The sequence below is a fragment of the Pseudomonas sp. 8 R 14 genome (genome assembly GCF_900005955.1).
GTDB classification, from domain to species: Bacteria; Pseudomonadota; Gammaproteobacteria; order Pseudomonadales; family Pseudomonadaceae; genus Aquipseudomonas; species Aquipseudomonas marginalis.
Map to the genome: position 1 here is coordinate 33,602 of NZ_CVTH01000052.1, position 21,302 is coordinate 54,903.

The 21,302-nt window shown below is 57.6% G+C and carries 18 protein-coding genes and 2 tRNA genes; 3 read left to right on the plus strand and 17 right to left on the minus strand.

Going from position 1 to position 21,302, the window contains the following annotated elements; translation table 11 throughout:
- Window positions 1-28 precede the first annotated feature (28 nt).
- Together BFQ01_RS11015 and BFQ01_RS11020 are read left to right on the plus strand one after the other, a co-directional pair.
- Entirely contained in the window at window positions 29-1,045 is a 1,017-nt protein-coding gene (locus BFQ01_RS11015) for a class I SAM-dependent rRNA methyltransferase (RefSeq protein WP_065925308.1), read from the plus strand.
- An 87-nt stretch (window positions 1,046-1,132) separates the two neighbouring features.
- On the plus strand, window positions 1,133-4,066 hold the full coding sequence (locus BFQ01_RS11020; RefSeq protein WP_065925309.1) for a DUF748 domain-containing protein: 2,934 nt from the start codon (window positions 1,133-1,135) through the stop codon (window positions 4,064-4,066).
- 180 nt (window positions 4,067-4,246) lie between these two features.
- Here BFQ01_RS11020 and BFQ01_RS11025 read toward each other — a convergent pair whose 3' ends face one another.
- From BFQ01_RS11025 to rlmE, 16 genes are all read right to left on the minus strand, one after another.
- Complete coding sequence (locus BFQ01_RS11025; protein ID WP_027605372.1) at window positions 4,247-4,867, minus strand: BON domain-containing protein; 621 nt, start codon at window positions 4,865-4,867, stop codon at window positions 4,247-4,249.
- Between the two features lie 293 nt (window positions 4,868-5,160).
- A complete protein-coding gene (gene pnp, locus BFQ01_RS11030) occupies window positions 5,161-7,266 on the minus strand; it encodes a polyribonucleotide nucleotidyltransferase (RefSeq protein WP_027605371.1) in 2,106 nt (701 codons plus the stop codon).
- A gap of 195 nt (window positions 7,267-7,461) precedes the next feature.
- Window positions 7,462-7,731 (minus strand): 30S ribosomal protein S15, encoded by a 270-nt coding sequence (rpsO, locus tag BFQ01_RS11035; RefSeq protein WP_003176135.1) that lies wholly within the window; start codon window positions 7,729-7,731, stop codon window positions 7,462-7,464.
- Between the two features lie 115 nt (window positions 7,732-7,846).
- Window positions 7,847-8,764, minus strand: a complete 918-nt coding sequence (truB, locus tag BFQ01_RS11040) for a tRNA pseudouridine(55) synthase TruB (RefSeq protein ID WP_027605370.1) — start codon at window positions 8,762-8,764, stop codon at window positions 7,847-7,849.
- Window positions 8,765-8,767: 3 nt separating this feature from the next.
- Window positions 8,768-9,163, minus strand: coding sequence for a 30S ribosome-binding factor RbfA (gene rbfA, locus BFQ01_RS11045; RefSeq protein ID WP_029298974.1), 396 nt, complete (start codon window positions 9,161-9,163; stop codon window positions 8,768-8,770).
- A 159-nt stretch (window positions 9,164-9,322) separates the two neighbouring features.
- Entirely contained in the window at window positions 9,323-11,845 is a 2,523-nt protein-coding gene (gene infB, locus BFQ01_RS11050) for a translation initiation factor IF-2 (protein ID WP_065925310.1), read from the minus strand.
- 27 nt (window positions 11,846-11,872) lie between these two features.
- Window positions 11,873-13,354: a transcription termination factor NusA gene (nusA, locus tag BFQ01_RS11055; RefSeq protein WP_003212187.1), complete on the minus strand. Its 1,482-nt coding sequence runs from the start codon at window positions 13,352-13,354 to the stop codon at window positions 11,873-11,875.
- Between the two features lie 47 nt (window positions 13,355-13,401).
- Complete coding sequence (rimP, locus tag BFQ01_RS11060; RefSeq protein WP_003235029.1) at window positions 13,402-13,860, minus strand: ribosome maturation factor RimP; 459 nt, start codon at window positions 13,858-13,860, stop codon at window positions 13,402-13,404.
- A 140-nt stretch (window positions 13,861-14,000) separates the two neighbouring features.
- Window positions 14,001-14,077: transfer RNA gene (locus tag BFQ01_RS11065), tRNA-Met, on the minus strand.
- A 96-nt stretch (window positions 14,078-14,173) separates the two neighbouring features.
- A tRNA-Leu gene (locus BFQ01_RS11070) sits at window positions 14,174-14,259 on the minus strand.
- Window positions 14,260-14,281: 22 nt separating this feature from the next.
- Entirely contained in the window at window positions 14,282-14,665 is a 384-nt protein-coding gene (gene secG, locus BFQ01_RS31365; protein ID WP_010206600.1) for a preprotein translocase subunit SecG, read from the minus strand.
- Window positions 14,666-14,669: 4 nt separating this feature from the next.
- The gene (gene tpiA, locus BFQ01_RS11075) at window positions 14,670-15,425 is read right to left on the minus strand and encodes a triose-phosphate isomerase (protein WP_015885920.1); all 756 of its coding nucleotides are present in this window, start codon (window positions 15,423-15,425) and stop codon (window positions 14,670-14,672) included.
- 66 nt (window positions 15,426-15,491) lie between these two features.
- Entirely contained in the window at window positions 15,492-16,829 is a 1,338-nt protein-coding gene (gene glmM / locus BFQ01_RS11080; RefSeq protein WP_065925311.1) for a phosphoglucosamine mutase, read from the minus strand.
- A 16-nt stretch (window positions 16,830-16,845) separates the two neighbouring features.
- Window positions 16,846-17,697 carry a dihydropteroate synthase gene (folP, locus tag BFQ01_RS11085; RefSeq protein WP_027605366.1) on the minus strand — a complete coding sequence of 284 codons (852 nt, stop codon included), beginning with the start codon at window positions 17,695-17,697 and terminating at the stop codon, window positions 16,846-16,848.
- Window positions 17,698-17,705: 8 nt separating this feature from the next.
- The gene (gene ftsH / locus BFQ01_RS11090) at window positions 17,706-19,616 is read right to left on the minus strand and encodes an ATP-dependent zinc metalloprotease FtsH (RefSeq protein ID WP_065925312.1); all 1,911 of its coding nucleotides are present in this window, start codon (window positions 19,614-19,616) and stop codon (window positions 17,706-17,708) included.
- 200 nt (window positions 19,617-19,816) lie between these two features.
- Window positions 19,817-20,467, minus strand: a complete 651-nt coding sequence (rlmE, locus tag BFQ01_RS11095) for a 23S rRNA (uridine(2552)-2'-O)-methyltransferase RlmE (protein WP_065925313.1) — start codon at window positions 20,465-20,467, stop codon at window positions 19,817-19,819.
- Window positions 20,468-20,572: 105 nt separating this feature from the next.
- On the opposite strand from rlmE, the gene BFQ01_RS11100 reads away from it, so the two are divergent.
- The gene (locus BFQ01_RS11100) at window positions 20,573-20,881 is read left to right on the plus strand and encodes a YhbY family RNA-binding protein (protein ID WP_017139256.1); all 309 of its coding nucleotides are present in this window, start codon (window positions 20,573-20,575) and stop codon (window positions 20,879-20,881) included.
- Between the two features lie 9 nt (window positions 20,882-20,890).
- Here the strand turns inward: BFQ01_RS11100 and BFQ01_RS11105 are convergent, their stop codons facing one another.
- Window positions 20,891-21,295 carry a hypothetical protein gene (locus BFQ01_RS11105; RefSeq protein ID WP_027605364.1) on the minus strand — a complete coding sequence of 135 codons (405 nt, stop codon included), beginning with the start codon at window positions 21,293-21,295 and terminating at the stop codon, window positions 20,891-20,893.
- Between the last annotated feature and the right edge of the window lie 7 nt (window positions 21,296-21,302).

Genomic DNA, 21,302 nt, shown 5'->3' on the forward strand with positions numbered 1-21,302 from the left:
CCCCATTTACCTAAGCAAGGCGCGCTCCATGTCTCCCTTGAATCAGGCGCTGCGCGCCGCCCTCGATCATCGCCAGGATCTGATCAGCGAACTGCACGCCCAGGGCACCGATTGCTATCGGCTGTTCCATGGCAGCCAGGAAGGCGCCGGCGGCCTGACCATCGACCGCTACGGCCCGCAGTTACTGGTGCAAAGCTTCCATCAGTCGCTGGAAACCGCCGACCTGCTGGAGCTGCACCAACTGGTCAACCAGCACATGGGCCTGGAGTTGCTGCTGGTCTACAACGACCGCTCCCGCGGCAACTCGCGGGTCGATCGCGAAGATTCGGTATACCGCGCCGAACCTGCCGCGCTGGAAGACCTGGTCGGCCACGAATGGGGCCTCAATTACCGTGTCCGTGGGCGCCACGCCGGCCAGGACCCACTGCTGTTCCTCGACCTGCGCAATACCCGCGGCTGGGTCAAGGGCCACAGCGCCGGCAAAAGCGTACTGAACCTGTTTGCCTACACCTGTGGGATGGGCCTGAGCGCCGCTGCCGGGGGTGCGCGCGAGGTATGCAACCTGGACTTCGCCGAGGGCAACCTGGCGGTGGGGCGTGAAAACGGCCAGCTCAATCCACAGCTTCCTACCATGGAGTTCGTACAATCGGACTACTTCCCGGCGATTCGCCAACTGGCCGGGCTGCCGATCACCCAGCGTCGCGGGCAAAAACTGCCGAGCTATCCGCGCCTGGAGCAGCGTCAATATGACCTGGTGTTGCTCGACCCGCCGGCCTGGGCCAAGAGTGCCTTCGGTACCGTTGACCTGTTGCGTGACTACCAGAGCCTGCTCAAGCCGGCACTGCTCGCTACAGCCGACAATGGCGTGCTGATCTGCTGTAACAACCTGGCAAAAGTCAGCATGGAGGATTGGCGTGAACAGGTGCTGCGTTGTGCGCAAAAGGCTGGGCGTCCGGTGCGAGACTGGAAAATCATGACGCCCGGCGCGGACTTTCCCTCACAAGATCAACAGCCACCGCTGAAGACTCTGATACTTCAACTGTAAGCAGCATCCTAAAGGCCCGGTTCTTCGGAACCGAAAACCCGTGCCATACTCCAAGGCACTCCTGTTTGACATAGATGGCGCCGCCCCATGCCCAAAGGATTGATTCGCGCCGCTGGCGCCTTGTTGACTGCCCTCGCGTTGTACAGCTTGCTGGGCTTTCTGATTTTGCCTGGCATCGCCCTTCGCATTGCCAACCAACAGTTGGCCAATTACGCCACAGTGCCGGCACACATCGAACGGATCGAACTTAACCCGTTCAGCCTGGAAGTAACGGTATGGGGCTTGAAGATCGGCGAGCCCGGTAAGGAACAGGTAGGTTTCGAACGGCTTTACGCCAATCTGCAGGCCGATAGCCTGTGGACCCGCGCCCTGCACCTGGCGGATGTGCAACTGGACAAGCCCAGGACCGAGTTGTTGTTCGACAAGTCAGGCCAGCTGAATCTGGCGCAGTTGTTCAAGCTGCCACCGAGCGAGCCGACCCCGGCAGACCCTGACGCCAAGCCGTTCCCGCTGCGTGTCGACAGCATCAAGCTGGCTGGCGGTTATTTGCATTTCCAAGACCTGCGTCCCAGCGAACCCATCGAATTCCTCTACGACACCCTCGACTTCGAACTGAAGAATCTCAGCACCCTGCCGGAAGACAATGCGGACATGACCTTGGTCGCCGCCGGCCCTGAAGGCGGGCAGATCGACTGGAAAGGCAACTTCAGCCTGGTGCCGATCACGTCCGAAGGTACGCTCAAAGTCACCGGCGGCAAGATGAAAGCCTGGTGGCCTTATGTGCGTGACGCCTTACCCCTGGTACTTGAAGACGGCGTGCTCAACTTCAGTACCGAATACAGGTTCAGCCTGGCCAAAGAGACCGAGCTGAACCTGACCAACACCGCCGCCAGCATCGCACCGTTCGCGATCAAGGCCCCGGATGGCCGGCCGTTGGTGCGCCTGGAGCGTTTGGACGTCAGCGAGACCACGGTGGACCTGGCCAAGCAGCAGGTGGTGGTGGGCAAGATCCGCAGCAATAAACTCGAGACCTGGGCGGCTCGTGAAGCGGATGGGCAACTGGACTGGCAAAAACTGTTCGCCGGCCAGCCGAACAAACCGGCCAAGGCGCCGGAGCCTGCGACTGCACCCGCCACGGCCGACTCGCCAAAGCCTGCGCCCGTCGCCCCAAGCAAGCCCTGGCAAGTGCTGCTCAAGGATGTACAGCTGCGCAACTACCAAGTGCACTTGGCCGACCGTCAGGCCAAACCTGCGGTGGCGCTGGAGCTCGGCCCGTTGAACGTCGACGTGCAGAACTTCGACAGCCTCAACCAGAGCCCCTTTACCCTGAAGGTCGACACCGGCCTGGGCAAGCAGGGCAAGATCCAGGCAACCGGCACGGTTAACCTCAACCCGGTCAGCGCCAAGTTGAAGGTCAATACCAAGGACATCGACCTGCGGGTCGCCCAGTCCTATATCAGCCCGTTTATCCGCCTGGAACTGCGCAGTGGCATGCTTGGCAGCGACCTCGACGTGAACCTGAAAAGCACCGATCCCCTGGCGCTGCAGATCACCGGCCGAGCGCAGGTTGACCAGTTGCATACCCTCGACACCCTCAAGACCCGCGACTTCCTCAAGTGGCAGCGCCTGGTGCTCGAAGGCGTGAACTACCAACACGGCGACAGCCTGTCGATCGACAAGGTCAACCTGCTGCAGCCCTATGCGCGGTTCATGATCAACGATGACCGCACCACCAACGTCGACGACTTGCTGATCCCGCAGCCGGCTGACAGTGGCGCCAAATCGTCAGCCAAACCTGCCGCGAGCAAAGACAAGCCGCTGGGTATCCATATCGGGCAGATTGCGATCAACGACGGTTCGGCCAACTTCGCCGACTTCAGCCTCACCCCCAACTTCGCCACTGCGATCCAACAGCTCAATGGGCAGATCGGCACCATCGACAGTCGCCAGGCCAAGCCGGCGAGCGTTGACATCAAGGGCAAGGTGGACCGTTATGCACCGGTGACCATCAAAGGCAGCGTGAACCCGTTTGACCCGATGGCGGCGCTGGACATCGCCACCAGCTTCAAACGTGTCGAGCTGACCACCCTGACGCCTTACTCGGGCAAGTTCGCCGGTTTCCGCATCCGCAAGGGCCGCCTCAACCTTGACCTGCATTACGTGATCACCAAGGGCCAGTTGAAGGCTGAGAACAAAGTGGTGGTCGAGCAATTGCAACTGGGCGAAAAAGTCGACAGCGCCGATGCCGTGGACTTGCCGATTCGTCTGGCAATCGCCTTGCTCAAGGACAGCGACGGCAAGATCTCCATCGAACTGCCCGTATCCGGTGACCTGAATAACCCGCAATTCAGCGTGATGCCCATTGTGTGGCAAACCCTGCGCAATCTGGTGGTGCGGGCGGCCACTGCGCCGTTCAAGTTTATTGGCGGATTGGTCACCGGAGGCGGAGCGGAGGACTTGGGTAGCGTGTCGTTCGCGGCAGGCTCCAGCGAGTTGAACAAAGACGCCGAAGGCGCTCTCAACACCTTGGCCAAAGCCTTGAAAGAACGCCCTGCCCTACGCCTGGAAATCGAAGGCACGGCCGCAGCCAGCAGCGACGGCCCATTCCTGGCGGCCCAGCGGCTGGAGCGGGAATACCAATACAACTACTACAAAATGCTGCAGCGCCGTGGCGAGAAAGTCCCGGCCCAGGCGTCCTTGCTGGAAGTCCCTGAGAGCGAAAAAGCCCCCTTGCTCGAAGGTATTTACCGCACCCGCTTGAAACAGCAGCCTCCGGCAGAATGGAAGGACCTGAGCAGCAGTGACCGCTCGACCAAGTTGAAAGAGGGCGTGATCAAGTTCTGGAGTGGCAGTGACGTGCTGCTGCGCCAGTTGGGCCAGGACCGTGCAAGCACGATCAAGGACTACCTGGTGGATAAAGCCCAGCTGGAGGACGACCGGGTTTACTTCATTGACGCGCAACTGGGCCAGGCAGAGAAAGACGGTCGAGTGATAACGCCGATGCACCTGGATGCCGAGTAGGCGTCCACGGCAAGCCGCTACCGCATTACTTTCCCGCCCCAATAGAACAGGCCCCGACACAGAAGTGCCGAGGCCTGTAATGACCACATCCGTGTGGTCGGTCGCATGAAACTTAGAGGTGCATTGAGTGGATATCTAACTCACGCGCCGCCGCCGCTAGTTCAGACGAGTGCTTGAGCGTTACTCTGCTTTCAGGCCATCGGCCGATACAGCTTTAACGCCTTTGATTTTCTTGGTGATGTTCACCGCGGTCGTTTTCTGTGCCTCGGTCACAGCGACCGAAGAGGACAGGGAAACTACACCCTTGTTGGTTTCGACTTTAATGTCGGTGCCAGGAATGCCTTTCTCGGTGACCAGGTCAGCTTTGACTTTGGTGGTGATCCAGGTGTCGGAGGTTGCGCCTTTGGCGTCAGCTGCTGCACCTTTGGTTTTGTCGATGTTGTCTGCCTTGGTAGCGCCGCCAGCCAACAGGCCGTCAGCCGAAACTGCGGTTACACCTTTGATTTTCTTGGTGATCGCTACGGCAGTTTCTTTCTGCGCGTCCGAAATGGCTACGGTCGAAGACAGGGAAACCACACCTTTGTTGGTCTCAACCTTGATGTCCGAACCAGGAATGCCTTTTTCGGTCAGCAGATCGGATTTAACTTTGGTAGTGATCCAAGTATCCGAAACGCTTTCTTTTGCCTTGGTGGCTTCACCGGCCGCCAGGGTCATTGGAGCTTGGGAAGTCTGGGCAAAGGCCACGTTAGCACCCATGGCCAGGGTCAGAGCGGTAGCAGTAGCGAGAGCGAACTTCTTCATACGAGTAACTCCTGTTTTATTAAAAGTCTGCAGTGTGTGAACCTTGATGCTGCAGCGTTAACAGGGTTATTGCAGGCAGTGTGCCAAGTCTCTAGCGCAGATTAAATCCTTAAAAATCATATAGTTATCAAAATAGCCGAATTTCGGAATCGTGCAACTTGCATGAACCTGATCGTGCCTGCGTGCAAGTTGCGGCTTTTGCGATTTACTAAGCGTCTGATTTTTCGGCATTTTCCTTCAGGCGTAAAAAAAGGACTCCGAAGAGTCCTTTTTTCAGCGTGAGCCTGGGGTAATTAAACGCCCGAAGCCTTGGCTGCTGCTACGTCCTTGATGGACAGCTTGATACGGCCGCGGTTGTCCACGTCCAGTACCAGCACTTCCACTTCCTGGCCTTCTTTCAGAATGTCGGTGACTTTCTCAACGCGAGCGTCGCTCAGCATGGAGATGTGAACCAGACCGTCTTTGCCTGGCAGGATGTTGACGAATGCGCCGAAGTCGACGATGCGCTCAACCTTACCGACGTAGATCTTGCCGATCTCGGCTTCAGCGGTGATGCCCAGGACGCGTTGACGCGCAGCTTCTGCAGCTTCCTTGGTTTCGCCGAAGATCTTGATCGAGCCGTCGTCTTCGATGTCGATCGAAGCCTTGGTCTCTTCACAGATCGCACGAATGGTCGCGCCGCCTTTACCGATAACATCACGGATTTTGTCGGTGTCGATTTTCATCGCGATCATGGTCGGAGCATTTTCCGACAGTTCGGTACGGGACTGACCAATGATCTGGTTCATCTGACCGAGGATGTTCAGGCGCGCTTCCAGGGCTTGGCCCAGGGCGATTTCCATGATCTCTTCGGTGATGCCCTTGATCTTGATGTCCATCTGCAGCGCGGTAACACCTTTGGCGGTACCGGCTACTTTGAAGTCCATGTCGCCCAGGTGGTCTTCGTCACCCAGGATGTCGGTCAGGATGGCGAACTTCTCGCCTTCCTTAACCAGGCCCATGGCGATACCGGCAACCGGCGCCTTCATCGGCACACCCGCGTCCATCAGCGCCAGGGAAGCACCGCAGACCGAAGCCATGGAGCTGGAGCCGTTGGACTCGGTGATTTCCGACACCACACGGATGGTGTACGGGAACACGTCAGCAGCAGGCAGCATGGCCTGGACCGAACGACGGGCCAGACGGCCGTGACCGATTTCGCGACGACCAGCACCGCCCATGCGACCACACTCGCCCACCGAGAACGGCGGGAAGTTGTAGTGCAGCATGAACGGGTCTTTTTTCTCGCCTTCCAGGGTGTCCAGCAGCTGTGCGTCACGGGCAGTACCCAGGGTCGCAACGACCAGTGCCTGGGTTTCACCACGGGTGAACAGTGCAGAACCGTGAGTCTTCGGCAGAACACCGACTTCGATGTTCAGCGGACGAACGGTGCGTGTGTCGCGGCCATCGATACGAGGCTTGCCGTTAACGATGTTTTCGCGAACGGTGCGGTATTCGATTTCACCGAAGGCTGCTTTGACTTCGCTGGAAGAAGGCTGGCCTTCTTCGCCGGACAGCTTGGCAACAACCTGGTCCTTCAGCTCACCCAGGCGAGCGTAACGGTCGGCCTTGACGGTGATGGTGTAGGCATCGGAGATCGCAGTGCCGAACTCGGAGCGGATAGCGCCCAGCAGTTCGGTGGCTTCGGCTTGCGGAGCCCAGGCCCAGGTCGGCTTGGCAGCTTCGGCAGCCAGTTCTTTAACAGCGTTGATCACAACCTGGAACTCGTCGTGAGCAAACAGTACTGCACCCAGCATCTGGTCTTCGGTCAGCTCTTTGGCTTCCGATTCAACCATCAATACGGCTTCCGACGTACCGGCAACGACCATATCCAGGCTCGATGCTTTCAGTTGCTCGTAAGTCGGGTTCAGCAGGTAACCGGTGCTTTCGTGGAAAGCAACGCGGGCTGCGCCGATCGGGCCATCGAAAGGAATACCGGAGATGGCCAGGGCAGCCGAAGTACCGATCATCGCAGCGACGTCAGGATCGGTTTTCTTGCTGGTGGAAACGACGGTGCAGACAACCTGCACTTCGTTCATGAAGCCTTCTGGGAACAGCGGACGGATCGGACGGTCGATCAGTCGGGAAGTCAGGGTTTCTTTCTCGGAAGGACGGCCTTCGCGCTTGAAGAAACCGCCAGGGATCTTACCGGCAGCGTAAGTCTTTTCCTGGTAGTGAACGGAAAGAGGGAAGAAGCCTTTGCTTGGGTCGGCGTGCTTGGCGCCAACAACGGTCACCAATACGGTAACGTCGTCATCAACGGTAACCAGCACTGCGCCGGAGGCTTGACGGGCGATACGGCCTGTCTCGAGGGTAACGGTCGACTGACCGAACTGGAATTTTTTGATAACCGGGTTCACGGTGTCCTACCTTCTTTGTGGCTCTTGGGGAACTTGTCTTCTTGCGAAATTCTTGGGCAATGTCGGGAATCGGCCCAACCCTTGTCCAGGGGTAAAACGTGTATCCAGATAAAACTTGAGGCTGGGAGCCTACCATGGGCCAGCGGGAATCCCACTGACACACGGCAGACAACCAACCTCTAGCGCAATCGCTGATTAGCGACGCAGACCCAGGCGACCGATCAGAGCCTGATAACGACCCAGATCCTTGCCTTTCAGGTAGTCCAGCAGCTTACGGCGCTGGTTTACCATGCGGATCAGACCACGACGGGAGTGGTGATCTTTACCGTTGGCCTTGAAGTGACCTTGCAGCTTGTTGATGTTGTGGGTCAGCAGTGCAACTTGCACTTCTGGCGAACCAGTGTCACCAACAGCTTGCTGGTAGTCAGCTACGATTTGTGCTTTTTCTTGAACGTCGAGAGCCATGAGGCAATCCTTTTTTCAGGAAACCACCCAAAGGGCAGTTTCAACAGGCCAGGGACAAATCCCTGTATCTAAAAATGAGTGTTGACCGTGCCTGTTAACAGCCACACTCGTTCGGTCATTCTGACCGAATCAGTCGACGTGGCGCGATGCGCCCGTCTTCGCTCACTTCACCGATACCGATAAAGCGACCGTTATGATCCTGTACCCGCACCATGCCGAACTTCGGGGCATCCGGGGCGCGTACCGGCTGGCCGTTAAGCCAGTAGAACGCGCTGTGTTCCGAAAAGTGCAGCAATGGCCAATCCAGCAAACCGCTGTCCGATGGCATCAGGAAGCGATCAACTGCTTCGTTGCCACCTTCGGCGTGTACCGCCTCCAACTCTTCCAGCGTGACCGTCTGGGCCAGGCTGAAAGGTCCGGCCTGGGTGCGTCGCAGTTCAGCTACATACGCGCCGCAACCGAGCTGTTCACCAATATCTTCCACCAGGGTACGGATATAAGTGCCTTTGCTGCAGTCTACGGCCAAGCGTGCGGTGTCACCTTCACAGGCGAGCAATTCCAAGCGCGCAATAGTAACAGAACGCGGTTCGCGCTCCACTACTTCGCCCGCACGTGCCAGCTTGTAAAGGGGCTGCCCATCACGCTTTAGAGCCGAGTACATCGGCGGTATCTGACTGATTTGCCCACGAAAAGCAGGTAAAGCAGCTTCGATATCAGCACGACCAACGGTCACGTCGCGAACCTGCAAAACATCACCTTCGGCATCTGCCGTGGTGGTGGTCTTGCCCAGTTGCATCAGGGTTTCGTAACCCTTGTCGGAATCGAGCAGGTATTGCGAGAACTTGGTGGCCTCGCCAAAGCACAACGGCAGTACGCCAGTAGCCAAGGGATCAAGGCTGCCGGTGTGTCCGGCCTTCTCGGCATTGAGCAGCCAGCGGACCTTCTGCAACGCGGCATTGGAGGTAAAGCCAATGGGTTTGTCGAGCAGGATGATGCCGCTGACGTTACGACGGATACGTTTGACCTGAGCCACCGCTTACTCCTTGGCGTCTTCAGGTGTGGATGGGTGCTGATTGTCTTCAGCCACGGCGCGCTCGATCAGGGCCGACAGGTGCGCACCACGCACGACGCTTTCGTCGTAGTGGAAGTGCAACTGGGGCACGCTGCGCAGCTTCATTTCACGGGCCAACTGCATGCGCAGGAAACCTGCCGCCGAGTTGAGCACCTTGATGCTTTGCGCGATCTCTTCGCTGTTGTCCTGGCCCATCACGGTGATGAAGATCTTCGCGTGACCCACGTCACGGCTCACTTCTACAGCGGTGATGGTGACCAGGCCAACACGCGGGTCTTTGACTTCGCGACGGATCAGTTGGGCCAGCTCACGCTGCATCTGATCGCCGATACGTTGGGTACGGCTGTATTCTTTTGCCATGTCTTGTTACCTGTTACTGCCACACGGTGAAACCCGTGGGGTCTGAAAGCGGCAAACGCCCGGCCTGACAAAAGCCAGACCGGGCGTTGCGTTTAGAGTCCGGACGCTGCGCGGGGCATTTGCATGCCCACACGCGGCGTGGCTCCTGAAGTGCGCGAGTTAGAGGCTGCGAGCAACCTGAACCTTCTCGTAGACTTCGATCTTGTCGCCAGCCTTGACGTCGTTGTAGCTCTTGACGCCAATACCGCATTCCATGCCGGCACGCACTTCGGAAGCGTCATCCTTGAAGCGGCGCAGGGATTCCAGCTCGCCTTCGAAGATAACGATGTCTTCACGCAGTACACGAATTGGACGGTTACGGTACACGGTACCTTCGATAACCATGCAACCGGCGATCGCACCGAATTTCGGCGAGCGGAACACGTCACGAACCTCGGCGACACCCAGGATGTTCTCCCGGACGTCACTGCCAAGCATGCCGGTGAGGGCCTTCTTGACGTCTTCGATGATGTCGTAGATGACGTTGTAGTAACGCATGTCCAGGCCTTCCTGCTCGACGATCTTGCGAGCGCCAGCATCGGCACGCACGTTGAAGCCGAACAGTACAGCGTTGGAAGCCAGTGCCAGGTTGGCGTCGGACTCGGTAATACCACCGACACCGCCACCCACAACACGCACTTGCACTTCGTCGTTACCCAGGCCGTTCAAGGCGCCGTTCAACGCTTCGAGGGAACCACGGACGTCAGATTTGAGGACGATATTAAGCGTCTTCTTCTCTGCCTGGCCCATGTTCTCGAAGATGTTTTCCAGCTTGCCGGCGTGAGCACGGGCCAGCTTGACTTCGCGGAACTTGCCTTGACGGAACAGAGCCACTTCACGGGCTTTCTTCTCGTCCGACAGCACGCTCATCTCGTCGCCAGCGTCCGGGGTACCGTCCAGGCCGAGGATCTCGACAGGGATGGATGGACCCGCTTCCTTGATTGGCTTGCCGTTCTCGTCGAGCATGGCACGTACACGGCCATAGTTCGAACCGACCAGCACCATGTCGCCTTGGCGCAGGGTACCGTCTTGAACCAGAACGGTAGCAACCGGGCCACGACCCTTGTCGAGACGCGATTCAACCACAACACCACGACCCGGGGCCGATGGCGTTGCTTTGAGTTCCAGGACTTCGGCTTGCAGCAGGACCGCTTCGAGCAGTTCGTCTACGCCAGTACCGACTTTCGCCGAAACCGAAACGAACGGCGTATCACCGCCCCACTCCTCGGAAGTCACACCGTGAACCGACAGTTCGCTACGGATGCGATCGAGATCGGCGCCCGGCTTGTCGATTTTGTTCACGGCAACAACCAGTGGAACACCAGCGGCCTTGGCGTGCTGGACAGCTTCAATGGTCTGCGGCATTACGCCGTCGTCCGCTGCAACTACCAGGATCACGATGTCGGTCGCCTTGGCACCACGGGCACGCATTGCGGTAAACGCGGCGTGACCTGGGGTGTCAAGGAAGGTGACCATGCCGCGCTCGGTTTCAACGTGGTATGCACCGATGTGCTGGGTGATACCACCGGCTTCGCCGGCAGCTACCTTGGCACGACGGATGTAGTCGAGCAGCGAGGTCTTACCGTGGTCAACGTGGCCCATTACGGTCACGACTGGTGCACGGGAGAAGGTCTCGCCTTCAAACTTCAGGGACTCGGCCAGGGAGTCTTCCAGGGCGGTGTCGCTGACCAGGGTCACTTTGTGGCCCAGTTCTTCGGCTACCAGTTGAGCAGTTTCCTGATCAAGCACCTGGTTGATGGTCGCTGGAGTACCCAGTTTGAACATGAACTTGATGATTTCAGCAGCCTTGACCGACATCTGATTGGCCAGATCGCCAACCGTGATGGTCTCGCCGATCTGCACATCACGCACGACAGGGCCGGTTGGGCTCTGGAAACCGTGGGCGTTGCGTTTCTTCAGCTTGGCCTTGCCGCGACCACCACGACGGAAGCCATCGCTTTCTTCGTCGGTAGTGCGTGGCGCAACGCGCGGAGCAGGCGCTTTCTCTTTGACCGAGGCACGATGCGGAGCGTTTTTACGCTCGCCATCGCCACCACCACTGCGACGATTGTTATCGTCGGCACGTGGTTTGTCCGGACGACGAGGTTCGTCGCGCTTGCGAGCGTCAGCAGCAGGTGCTGGAGCAGCGGCAACCGGAGCGGCCTCACGCACAGTTTCAACAGGCGCGCTAGGTGCAGCGACTGCGTCAGTAGCGGATTGCGCAGCAGCAGGCTGGCTACGCGCTTCTTCTTCGGCGCGACGCTTGGCTTCTTCTTCAGCCTTCTGGCGTGCAGCATTTTCTACTGCGCGACGTTCGTCCATCTCGCGTTTGCGCTCGGCTTCGATTTCTTCCGGGCTGCGCTGTACGAAGACTTTCTTCTTACGCACTTCAACGCTGATGCTCTTGCTACCAGCCACCCGCAGGGTGCTGGTTGTTTTGCGCTGCAATGTAATCTTGCGCGGTTCTTCCACTTTCGCCTTGTGGCTGCTTTTCAAGTGAGTCAGCAACGATTGCTTCTCACTGTCGCTCACATGTTCCTCGGCGGCGGTGTGCGGCAGACCTGCCTCACGCATCTGCTGCAACAGGCGCTCTACCGGTGTTTTGACCTCATCGGCCAGTTGTTTCACCGTGACTTGCGTCATGCACTTCTCTCCTCAGGCCGCGCCTAATTACTCGAACCAATGGGCTCGGGCGGCCATGATCAACTTGCCGGCACGATCATCGTCAATGCCGTCGATGTCGAGCAGATCGTCAATAGACTGCTCGGCCAGGTCTTCGCGGGTAATTACGCCGCGCACCGCCAGTTCCATCGCCAAATCCTTGTCCATACCCTCAAGCGAGAGCAGGTCTTCGGCCGGATGGGCGTCTGCCAGCTTTTCCTCAGTAGCGATGGCTTTAGTCAACAAACGATCCTTGGCCCGAGCGCGAAGCTCGTTGACGGTGTCTTCGTCAAAGCCGTCGATGTTGAGCATTTCTTCCAACGGTACGTAGGCAATCTCTTCCAGGCTGGTGAAGCCTTCATCTACCAGCACCTGCGCCAGGTCTTCGTCGACTTCCAACTCGTCGATGAAGTTGCGCAGGATGTCACCGGTTTCAGCTTGCTGCTTAGCCTGGATGTCCGATTCGGTCATCACGTTCAGTGTCCAGCCGGTCAACTGGCTGGCCAGACGCACGTTCTGACCACCACGACCAATGGCCTGGGCCAGATTGTCTGCGCCAACGGCGATGTCCATTGCATGGGCATCCTCGTCAACGATAATTGCCGCCACTTCAGCCGGCGACATGGCGTTGATCACGAACTGCGCCGGGTTGTCGTCCCAGAGGACGATGTCCACACGCTCACCACCCAATTCGCCCGACACTGCCTGGACGCGCGAACCGCGCATACCAATGCAAGCGCCTTGCGGGTCGATGCGTTTGTCCTTGGAGCGGACCGCGATCTTGGCACGCGAACCCGGGTCGCGGGACGCAGCCATGACTTCGATCAGGCCTTCGGCAATTTCCGGCACCTCGATACGGAACAGCTCAATCAGCATTTCCGGCGCAGTGCGCGACAGGATCAACTGAGGGCCACGGTTCTCGGTGCGGATTTCCTTGAGCAGCGCACGCAAACGCACGCCAACACGGAAGGTTTCGCGAGAGATGATGTCTTCGCGGGCCAGCAACGCTTCAGCGTTGTTGCCCAGGTCGACGATCACATTGTCGCGGGTAACTTTTTTCACGGTGCCGGAGATGATTTCACCCAGGCGCTCGCGATAGGCATCAACGACTTGAGCGCGCTCGGCTTCGCGAACCTTCTGCACAATGACCTGCTTGGCGGTCTGTGCAGCAATGCGGCCGAACTCGATGGACTCGATCTTTTCTTCAACGACATCACCGACCTGGGCGCCTGGGTGCGTTTCAGCAACCTTGCTTGGCCAGGTTTCGATGGCCGGATCATCAAGATCGGCTTCTTCGACGACCGTCCAGCGACGGAAAGTCTCATAGGCACCGGTGTGGCGGTTGATTTCCACACGCAGATCAACTTCGTCTTCAAAACGCTTTTTGGTAGCAGTGGCCAGGGCCAGCTCCAGCGCTTCAAAAATCACGTTTGCCGGTACGCCCTTTTCATTGGATACCGACTCAACAACCAGCAGTACTTCTTTGCTCATCGTACGCCTCGCCTTTCGCAAGCCATTGGATCCGCGGGATCCGCGTCTCAGTCAAAACTGGGAATAATGTTGGCCTTGTCGATCATATCGATCGGCAACAGGAACTCATGGTCTTCTACCTGCACCACGACATCCTGTTCTTCTACACCGCGCAGAAGGCCCTGAAAGTTGCGACGCCCTTCGAACGGGGATCGCAGCTTGATCTTCACTTGTTCACCGGCAAATTTTGCAAACTGATCAATAGTGAACAGTGGGCGTTCCATGCCTGGCGAGGAAACTTCGAGGGTGTATTCAACGGAGATAGGATCTTCAACATCCAGAACACCGCTGATCTGACGGCTGACAATGGCACAATCGTCCACCAGCACGCCGCCCTCTTTATCGATATAAACGCGCAACATTGAGTGGCGACCTTGAGCCGAAAACTCAATACCCCAGCATTCATAGCCTAGGGCCACGACCACCGGGGCCAACAAGGCCTGCAACTCTTCTAGCTTGCTCGACACCTGAACCCCCTCGTGCATGTATGTGCATGCTGTGCAAAATAAAAAAATGGGCGAAACGCCCATCCTTGAAACGCCGTCGAACAGCGGCGTTGAAAGTGTCCAGCTAACAAAAAGCCCCTTAAAAGGGGCTCCGCTAAAACTGGTTGCGGGGGCCGGATTTGAACCGACGACCTTCGGGTTATGAGCCCGACGAGCTACCAGACTGCTCCACCCCGCGACAAAGCTGGGGCGGAAGTATACGACCGATCCCTTACAGGGTCAATGTAACCTTCCACCTACAAGAAAGCCCGCAACAGCGGGCTCTCCTGATAATTGGTACCGAGAAGGGGACTCGAACCCCTACACCCTATGGGCACAACCACCTCAAGGTTGCGTGTCTACCAATTCCACCACCTCGGCAATACAGCGCTTACAACCCTTCTTACTTCTGCTCTTGAGCTGGAGGTACGTCAGTCGCTGGAGTAGCCGACTTTTGCTCTTGAAGCACCGGGACATCATCAGAAGCCGGTTTTGCTTTTGGCACTTCCAACACTGCTGGGTTTGGCAAACCTACTTGAGTCAGCACATGAGCTTTCTCTTTAGCAAAGTAACCTAACCCTAAGCTGGTTATGAAGAAACCGGCGGCAAGTATAGCAGTAAACTTACTAAGAAAGGTAGAGGAACCTTGGCTTCCGAACACAGTATTTGAAGCACCTGCACCGAAAGACGCACCAGCATCCGCACCTTTACCCTGTTGCAACAAAACCAGGGCAACTACGCCCAAGGCAGCCAACAGATGAAAAACGACTACGACTGTTTCCAGCATTTTTTCAGTTTCCCGCGGCGCGACAAATCGCACCGAACTCATCTGCATTCAGGGAAGCTCCACCAATGAGCCCCCCATCGATATCCGGCATGCCGAACAGTTCGACCGCATTGGCCGCCTTCACGCTGCCGCCGTATAGAAGCCGCACACCTTGTGCGACTTCAGAATTCTCTGCCGCTAACTGAGCACGGATGGCTGCGTGCACATCCTGCGCCTGTTGCGGTGTAGCAGTCAGCCCGGTGCCAATGGCCCAGACCGGCTCGTAAGCAATTACCGCCTTTGCGAACGCACCAACACCCAGCTCCTCGATGATGCTGCCAAGCTGACGCGAGACAACCTCAAGAGTCTTGCCCGATTCACGCTGCTCAAGGGTCTCCCCAATACACAACACCGGAATCAAGCCACAAGCCTGCGCTGCTGCGAACTTGCGATTGAGTGTCCCATCACGCTCGCCCATCATCTGACGGCGCTCGGAGTGCCCGACAAGCACATAGGAACAACCCGCATCAACCAGCTGACTCGGTGCAATCTCACCGGTCAACGCACCTTGCATGGCTTCCACCGCGGAGTTCTGCGCGCCTACCTGAATCGACTTACCTTTCAAGCCATCCACCACTTGGGTGATATGCAAGCAAGGCGGGAACACCGCGATATCAACACCGCTAGGCAAGGCCAAGTGACGAAGGCCATTGATCAGCTCAGCGACACTGGCGCGGGTACCGTGCATCTTCCAGTTACCAGCTACCATAGTGCGACGCATGCTGTACCTCGTCGGTCAAAGTGGGCGCAGATGTTACCCAACCACATCATCACTGGCAAGCCGAATTCAGGCGCAAACTTCAGTTACCAGTTTTGCCAGGTCCTCGGCATGACCGCGAACCTGTATTTCGTCGTCACCTTCGACCATGACGCGCACCAAAGGCTCTGTGCCGGACTTGCGTAGCAATACCCGTCCACGACCAGCCATTGCCAGGGTCGCGCGCTCGCAAGCCTCTTTGACAGCAGGGTGCTCGATCGGGTTTTCCCCACCTGCGAAACGCACGTTCAGCAATACTTGCGGGCATTTGCGCAAAGCCTGACGCGCCTGGGCCAGGCTCTCTTCGCGGCGACGCAAAGCCAATAGCACCTGCAACGCCGCAATAATCGCGTCACCGGTGGTGGTGTGCTGGAAGCACACCACGTGCCCGGAGTTCTCACCACCTACCTGCCAGTTACGCTCCAGCAGCTCGGCGATCACATACCGGTCACCGACGTTGGCGCGAACAAAAGGAATACCCAGGTCTGCCAACGCCAGCTCAAGCCCCAGGTTGCTCATCAGCGTACCGACGACACCGCCTTGCAGCTTGTTACGCTCATGCAGGTCGCGGGCAATGATGAACAACAGATCATCGCCATCGACCACGGCACCCGTGTGGTCGACCATCAGCACACGGTCGCCGTCACCGTCGAAGGCAATCCCGAGGTCGGCATGCTCGGCCAGGACAGCGGCTTGCAACTGCTCCATATGGGTGGAGCCGCAGTTTTCGTTGATGTTCAATCCGTTGGGCTGAGCCGACAGCACTGTCACGTCTGCGCCCAACTCCTTGAATACGCTTGGCGCGACTTTGTAGGTCGCACCATGGGCGCAGTCGACAACAATCTTCAGGCCGGCAAAATTGGTGCTGGTTGGCACACTGCTCTTGCAGAACTCGATATAACGACCGGACGCGTCATTGATACGTGACACCTTGCCCAGCTTGCTGGACTCGACCACGGTCATCGGCGTATCCAACAATTCTTCGATCATCAGCTCAATCTCATCCGGCAACTTGGTGCCCTGGCCGGAGAAGAACTTGATGCCGTTGTCGTCGTGTGGATTGTGCGAAGCACTGATCACAATACCGGCCTCAGCGTGAAAGGTACGCGTCAGGTATGCAATCGCGGGCGTCGGCATTGGCCCCAGCAACATCACATCGGCGCCTGCGGCGGATAAGCCGGCCTCAAGCGCTGATTCAAACATGTACCCCGAAATCCGGGTGTCCTTGCCCACCAGGATGCGACACGCCCCCATGCTGCGGAACGCCATACCCGCCGCCCATCCAAGCTTGAGCATGAAATCAGGAGTAATCGGAAACTCGCCGACCCGACCACGGATACCGTCGGTGCCAAAGTATTTTTTAGTCATAAGTGCTCCATCATTCTTATTCGGCTGATTCCACAGCTGCAATCATGCGTACCACATCCACGGTCTCAGCAACGTCATGCACACGCAAGATGCGCGCACCCTTGGTCACCGCGAGCGCCGCCAGTGCAAGACCGCCGTACAACCGCTCACCCACCGGACGGCTCAATGCCAGCCCTATCATGCTCTTGCGCGAAACACCGACCAACAGGGGCCGACCAAGGGCATGCAAGGACTCCATGTGTTTGAACAAACTCAAATTGTGTTGCAGGGTCTTGGCGAAACCAAACCCCGGATCAAGGATGATCCTTTCCGGCGCAATACCTACCGCGACGCACTGGGCAACGCGCTCGGAGAGAAAACCACTCACTTCACCAACCAGGTCATCATAGTGCGGGCTGTCCTGCATATTGCCGGGCTCACCCAGCATATGCATCAAACACACCGGCAAACCGGTAGCTGCGGCTGCATCCAGGGCACCGTCGCGCCGTAGGGACCGCACATCGTTGATCAAGCCGGCACCTAATCGCGCAGTCTCACGCATCACGGCCGGGGTGGAGGTATCAACCGAAATGATCACATCCAACTCTCGAGCGATGCGCTCGACAATCGGCGCCACGCGCTCCAACTCCTCCAAAGGAGAAACTGCGCGAGCACCAGGCCGAGTCGATTCACCGCCCACATCAATCAAGGTCGCGCCAGCCGCCACCATAGCTTCTGCGTGGCGCAATGCAGCATCAAGCTGGCTGAAGCGGCCACCATCGGAAAAGGAGTCAGGGGTTACATTAAGAATGCCCATGACATGCGTATGGGCCAAATCAAGAACCCGGTTGCCGCAAGGCAACCGGGGGGAGGACGGAGCAAAAGTCATTTCAAACCTTAATGGTCAGCTGCCGGGCCACCGATTGGGGTTTCAGGACGTTCGCTCTGAACCACTGGCGGGGTGCCCGAAGTACCCGAACCACCTTCCCAATCACGAGGCTCACGAGGCGCCCGACCGGCCATAATGTCGTCGATCTGGTCTGCATCGATGGTCTCGTACTTCATCAATGCATCAGCCATTGCATCAAGCTTGTCGCGATTATCGGTAAGGATCTGCTTGGCCGTGCCATAGCACTGGTCAATGATACTGCGCACCTCAGAATCGATCAGCTTGGCTGTCTCACCAGAGAAACTGGCGTTTTGACCACCGCCGCCACGCCCCAGGAATACTTCACCTTCTTCCTCGGCGTACATCAAAGGACCGAGTTTTTCCGACAAGCCCCACTTGGTCACCATGTTCCGCGCAATCTGGCTGGCGCGCATGATGTCGTTGGAAGCCCCAGTGGTCACGCCGTCAAAGCCCAAGGTCATTTCTTCAGCAATTCGACCGCCGTACAGCGAACAGATCTGGCTGATCAGCGCACGCTTGGAGAGGCTATAACGATCCTCTTCCGGCAGGAACATGGTGACACCCAACGCACGACCACGAGGAATGATCGACACTTTGTAGACCGGGTCATGCTCAGGAACGACGCGCCCCACAATGGCGTGACCCGCTTCGTGATAAGCAGTGTTCTGCTTCTCTTTTTCGGACATGACCATGGATTTGCGCTCAGCGCCCATCATGATCTTGTCTTTCGCCAGCTCGAACTCTTTCATTTCAACGATGCGCTTGCCGGTACGGGCTGCAAACAGCGAAGCCTCGTTCACCAGGTTAGCCAGGTCAGCACCCGAGAACCCCGGGGTACCACGGGCAATCACAGCCGGTGCAACGTCGTCGCCCATTGGCACTTTGCGCATGTGCACTTTCAGGATTTGTTCGCGCCCACGGATGTCCGGCAGGCCAACCACCACCTGGCGGTCAAAGCGGCCTGGACGCAACAGCGCAGGATCGAGCACGTCCGGACGGTTGGTTGCCGCGATGACGATGATGCCGTCATTCATCTCGAAACCATCCATCTCGACCAGCAACTGGTTGAGGGTTTGCTCACGCTCATCATGACCACCGCCCATGCCAGCACCACGATGGCGACCAACGGCGTCGATTTCATCGATGAAGATGATGCATGGCGCATGCTTCTTGGCCTGTTCGAACATGTCGCGAACGCGGCTCGCACCGACACCGACGAACATTTCAACAAAGTCAGAACCGGAAATGGTGAAGAACGGTACCTTGGCTTCGCCGGCAATGGCCTTGGCCAGCAAGGTTTTACCGGTACCTGGAGGGCCGACCATCAGCACGCCGCGAGGAATACGGCCACCCAGGCGCTGGAATTTGCCTGGATCGCGCAAGAACTCAACCAACTCGCCGACTTCTTCCTTGGCTTCGTCGCAACCCGCTACGTCAGCCAGGGTGGTCTTCACCTGATCTTCAGAGAGCAGGCGCGCCTTGCTCTTGCCGAAGCTCATCGGCCCGCCCTTGCCTCCCGCACCGCCTTGCATCTGGCGCATGAAGAACATGAACACGGCAATGATCACCAGGATCGGGAAGCTTGCCACCAGGAGTTGAGTCCAGATGCTCTGCTGCTCAGGCTGCTTGCCTTCGACAACCACGTGGTTATCCACCAGGTCGCCGATCAGACCGTTGTCCTGAATTGCCGGACGAATGGTCTTGAAGCTATCGCCATCGTTGCGTTTGCCGGTGATCACGTAGCCATCAACCGCTACGCGCTCGACCTTGCCATCCTTAACTTGCTGGATGAAGTCGGAATAGTTGAGGGTCTGCGGCTCGTTAGGGCTGGAGAAGTTGTTCATCACCGTCACGAGGACAGCCGCGATGATCAACCACAGGATCAGATTCTTTGCCATATCGTTCAATTAACTACCCTCTGAAGCAAGCTCCGCTACTGGCGCGCGCTTCGCATGATATTCACCGGCCTAACTTACTACATTACCTACAACTCTGGCAGGCGCCGTCTGTAACCCTTTGTGAAACTTTGACTACACAATATTCGTAAAGCTTCGTGACGAAAGCGATATAAAAAAACCTATCGCCCTCCTCGAATTCCTCAAAAACGCTCTTCACTCGCCGCGCCTTCGACGCCACGGAAGCCGCGGCACAGCAGGTATTGCTCCCTGGACCGGTCCCGGGAAGAGTCTGGTTTACGCGTCTGCACCTTGTCGAACAACTTGCGGATGTTCTTGTGGTACTCGTCGAAACCCTCTCCCTGGAACACCTTCACCAGGAAATCGCCACCGGGACGCAACACCCGACCCGCCAAATCCAGCGCCAATTCGCAAAGGAACATGGCTCGTGGCATATCGACGGCCGGTAACCCACTCATATTGGGGGCCATGTCGGAAATCACAAGGTCTACCTGCGAATTTCCCACAGCCTCAAGGATCTGGGCGAGCACTGTGTCCTGGGTAAAGTCTCCATGAACAAAGGTCACGTCCGGGATGCTGTCCATTTCCAGAATGTCGGAAGCAATCAGGCGACCTTGACCACCAATCAGACGACTGGTCACCTGGGACCAGCCACCGGGGGCCGCGCCAAGATCGATGACGCTCATGCCTGGATGAATCAACTTGTCCTTGTCCTGGATCTCCAACAGCTTGTAGCTGGCCCGGGAACGATAGCCATCCTTTTGCGCCTTTTTGACGTAAGGATCGTTGAAATGCTCTTGCAGCCACTTAAGGCTAGTTTTGGAACGGGCCACGGGCCACCTCGAAAATAAAACGGGTCGTGATTAACTGGGCGGTCCCGGACTCGCTCGGGTAAACTGGCCGCCGCTTTTTACAAGATCAGACGCAGGGGTCAGATTATGCCGCTCACTCAAGAGCAGAAGAAACAGTACAAATCCATTGGCCACCATCTGAAACCAGTTCTGATTGTGGCAGACAACGGTTTGACTGAAGGTGTGTTAGCCGAACTTGAACGCGCACTGGGCGATCACGAACTGATCAAGATCAAGGTCAACATCCTTGACCGCGAAGCACGCCTGGCCGCCATTGCAGAACTGTGCAAGGTTGGCAAGGCGGACCTGGTTCAGGTCATCGGCAAGATGGCGCTGCTGTATCGCAAGAACTTCAGCGTCAACAAGCAACTGTCGAACGTACACCGCTTCAAGTAATACAAAGGGTCACGGGCGTGCTTCGCGCGCCCCGCCACTCCATCCCGGAGCAGGCTGTATAACCAGCACCAGGCCGGAGAACCCTAGCACAAGATAGCTGAATAGCTGCCAGCGCAACGCTTCCGGCAGCCAGACATGCACAATGCAATACATTGCACACGCATACAGCGCCATCAACAGCAGTTGGCCGCGAATATCCCGCCACAGACTCTCCAAGCCTTCAGCCTTGACCAGCACCAACGCCTGAAGCGCTACGCACGCCGCCGCGAAACCCACCAGCAGCGCACTCAGTAATCCATCGATTTCATCGATCAGCAACGGAGCCAGGCCAATCACGCCCAGCACCGGCAATACACCAAGATGTAACAACCATAGGCCGCCCACCCAAAGCATCTGGGCAAGCTGCCAAAGCATGGCGCCC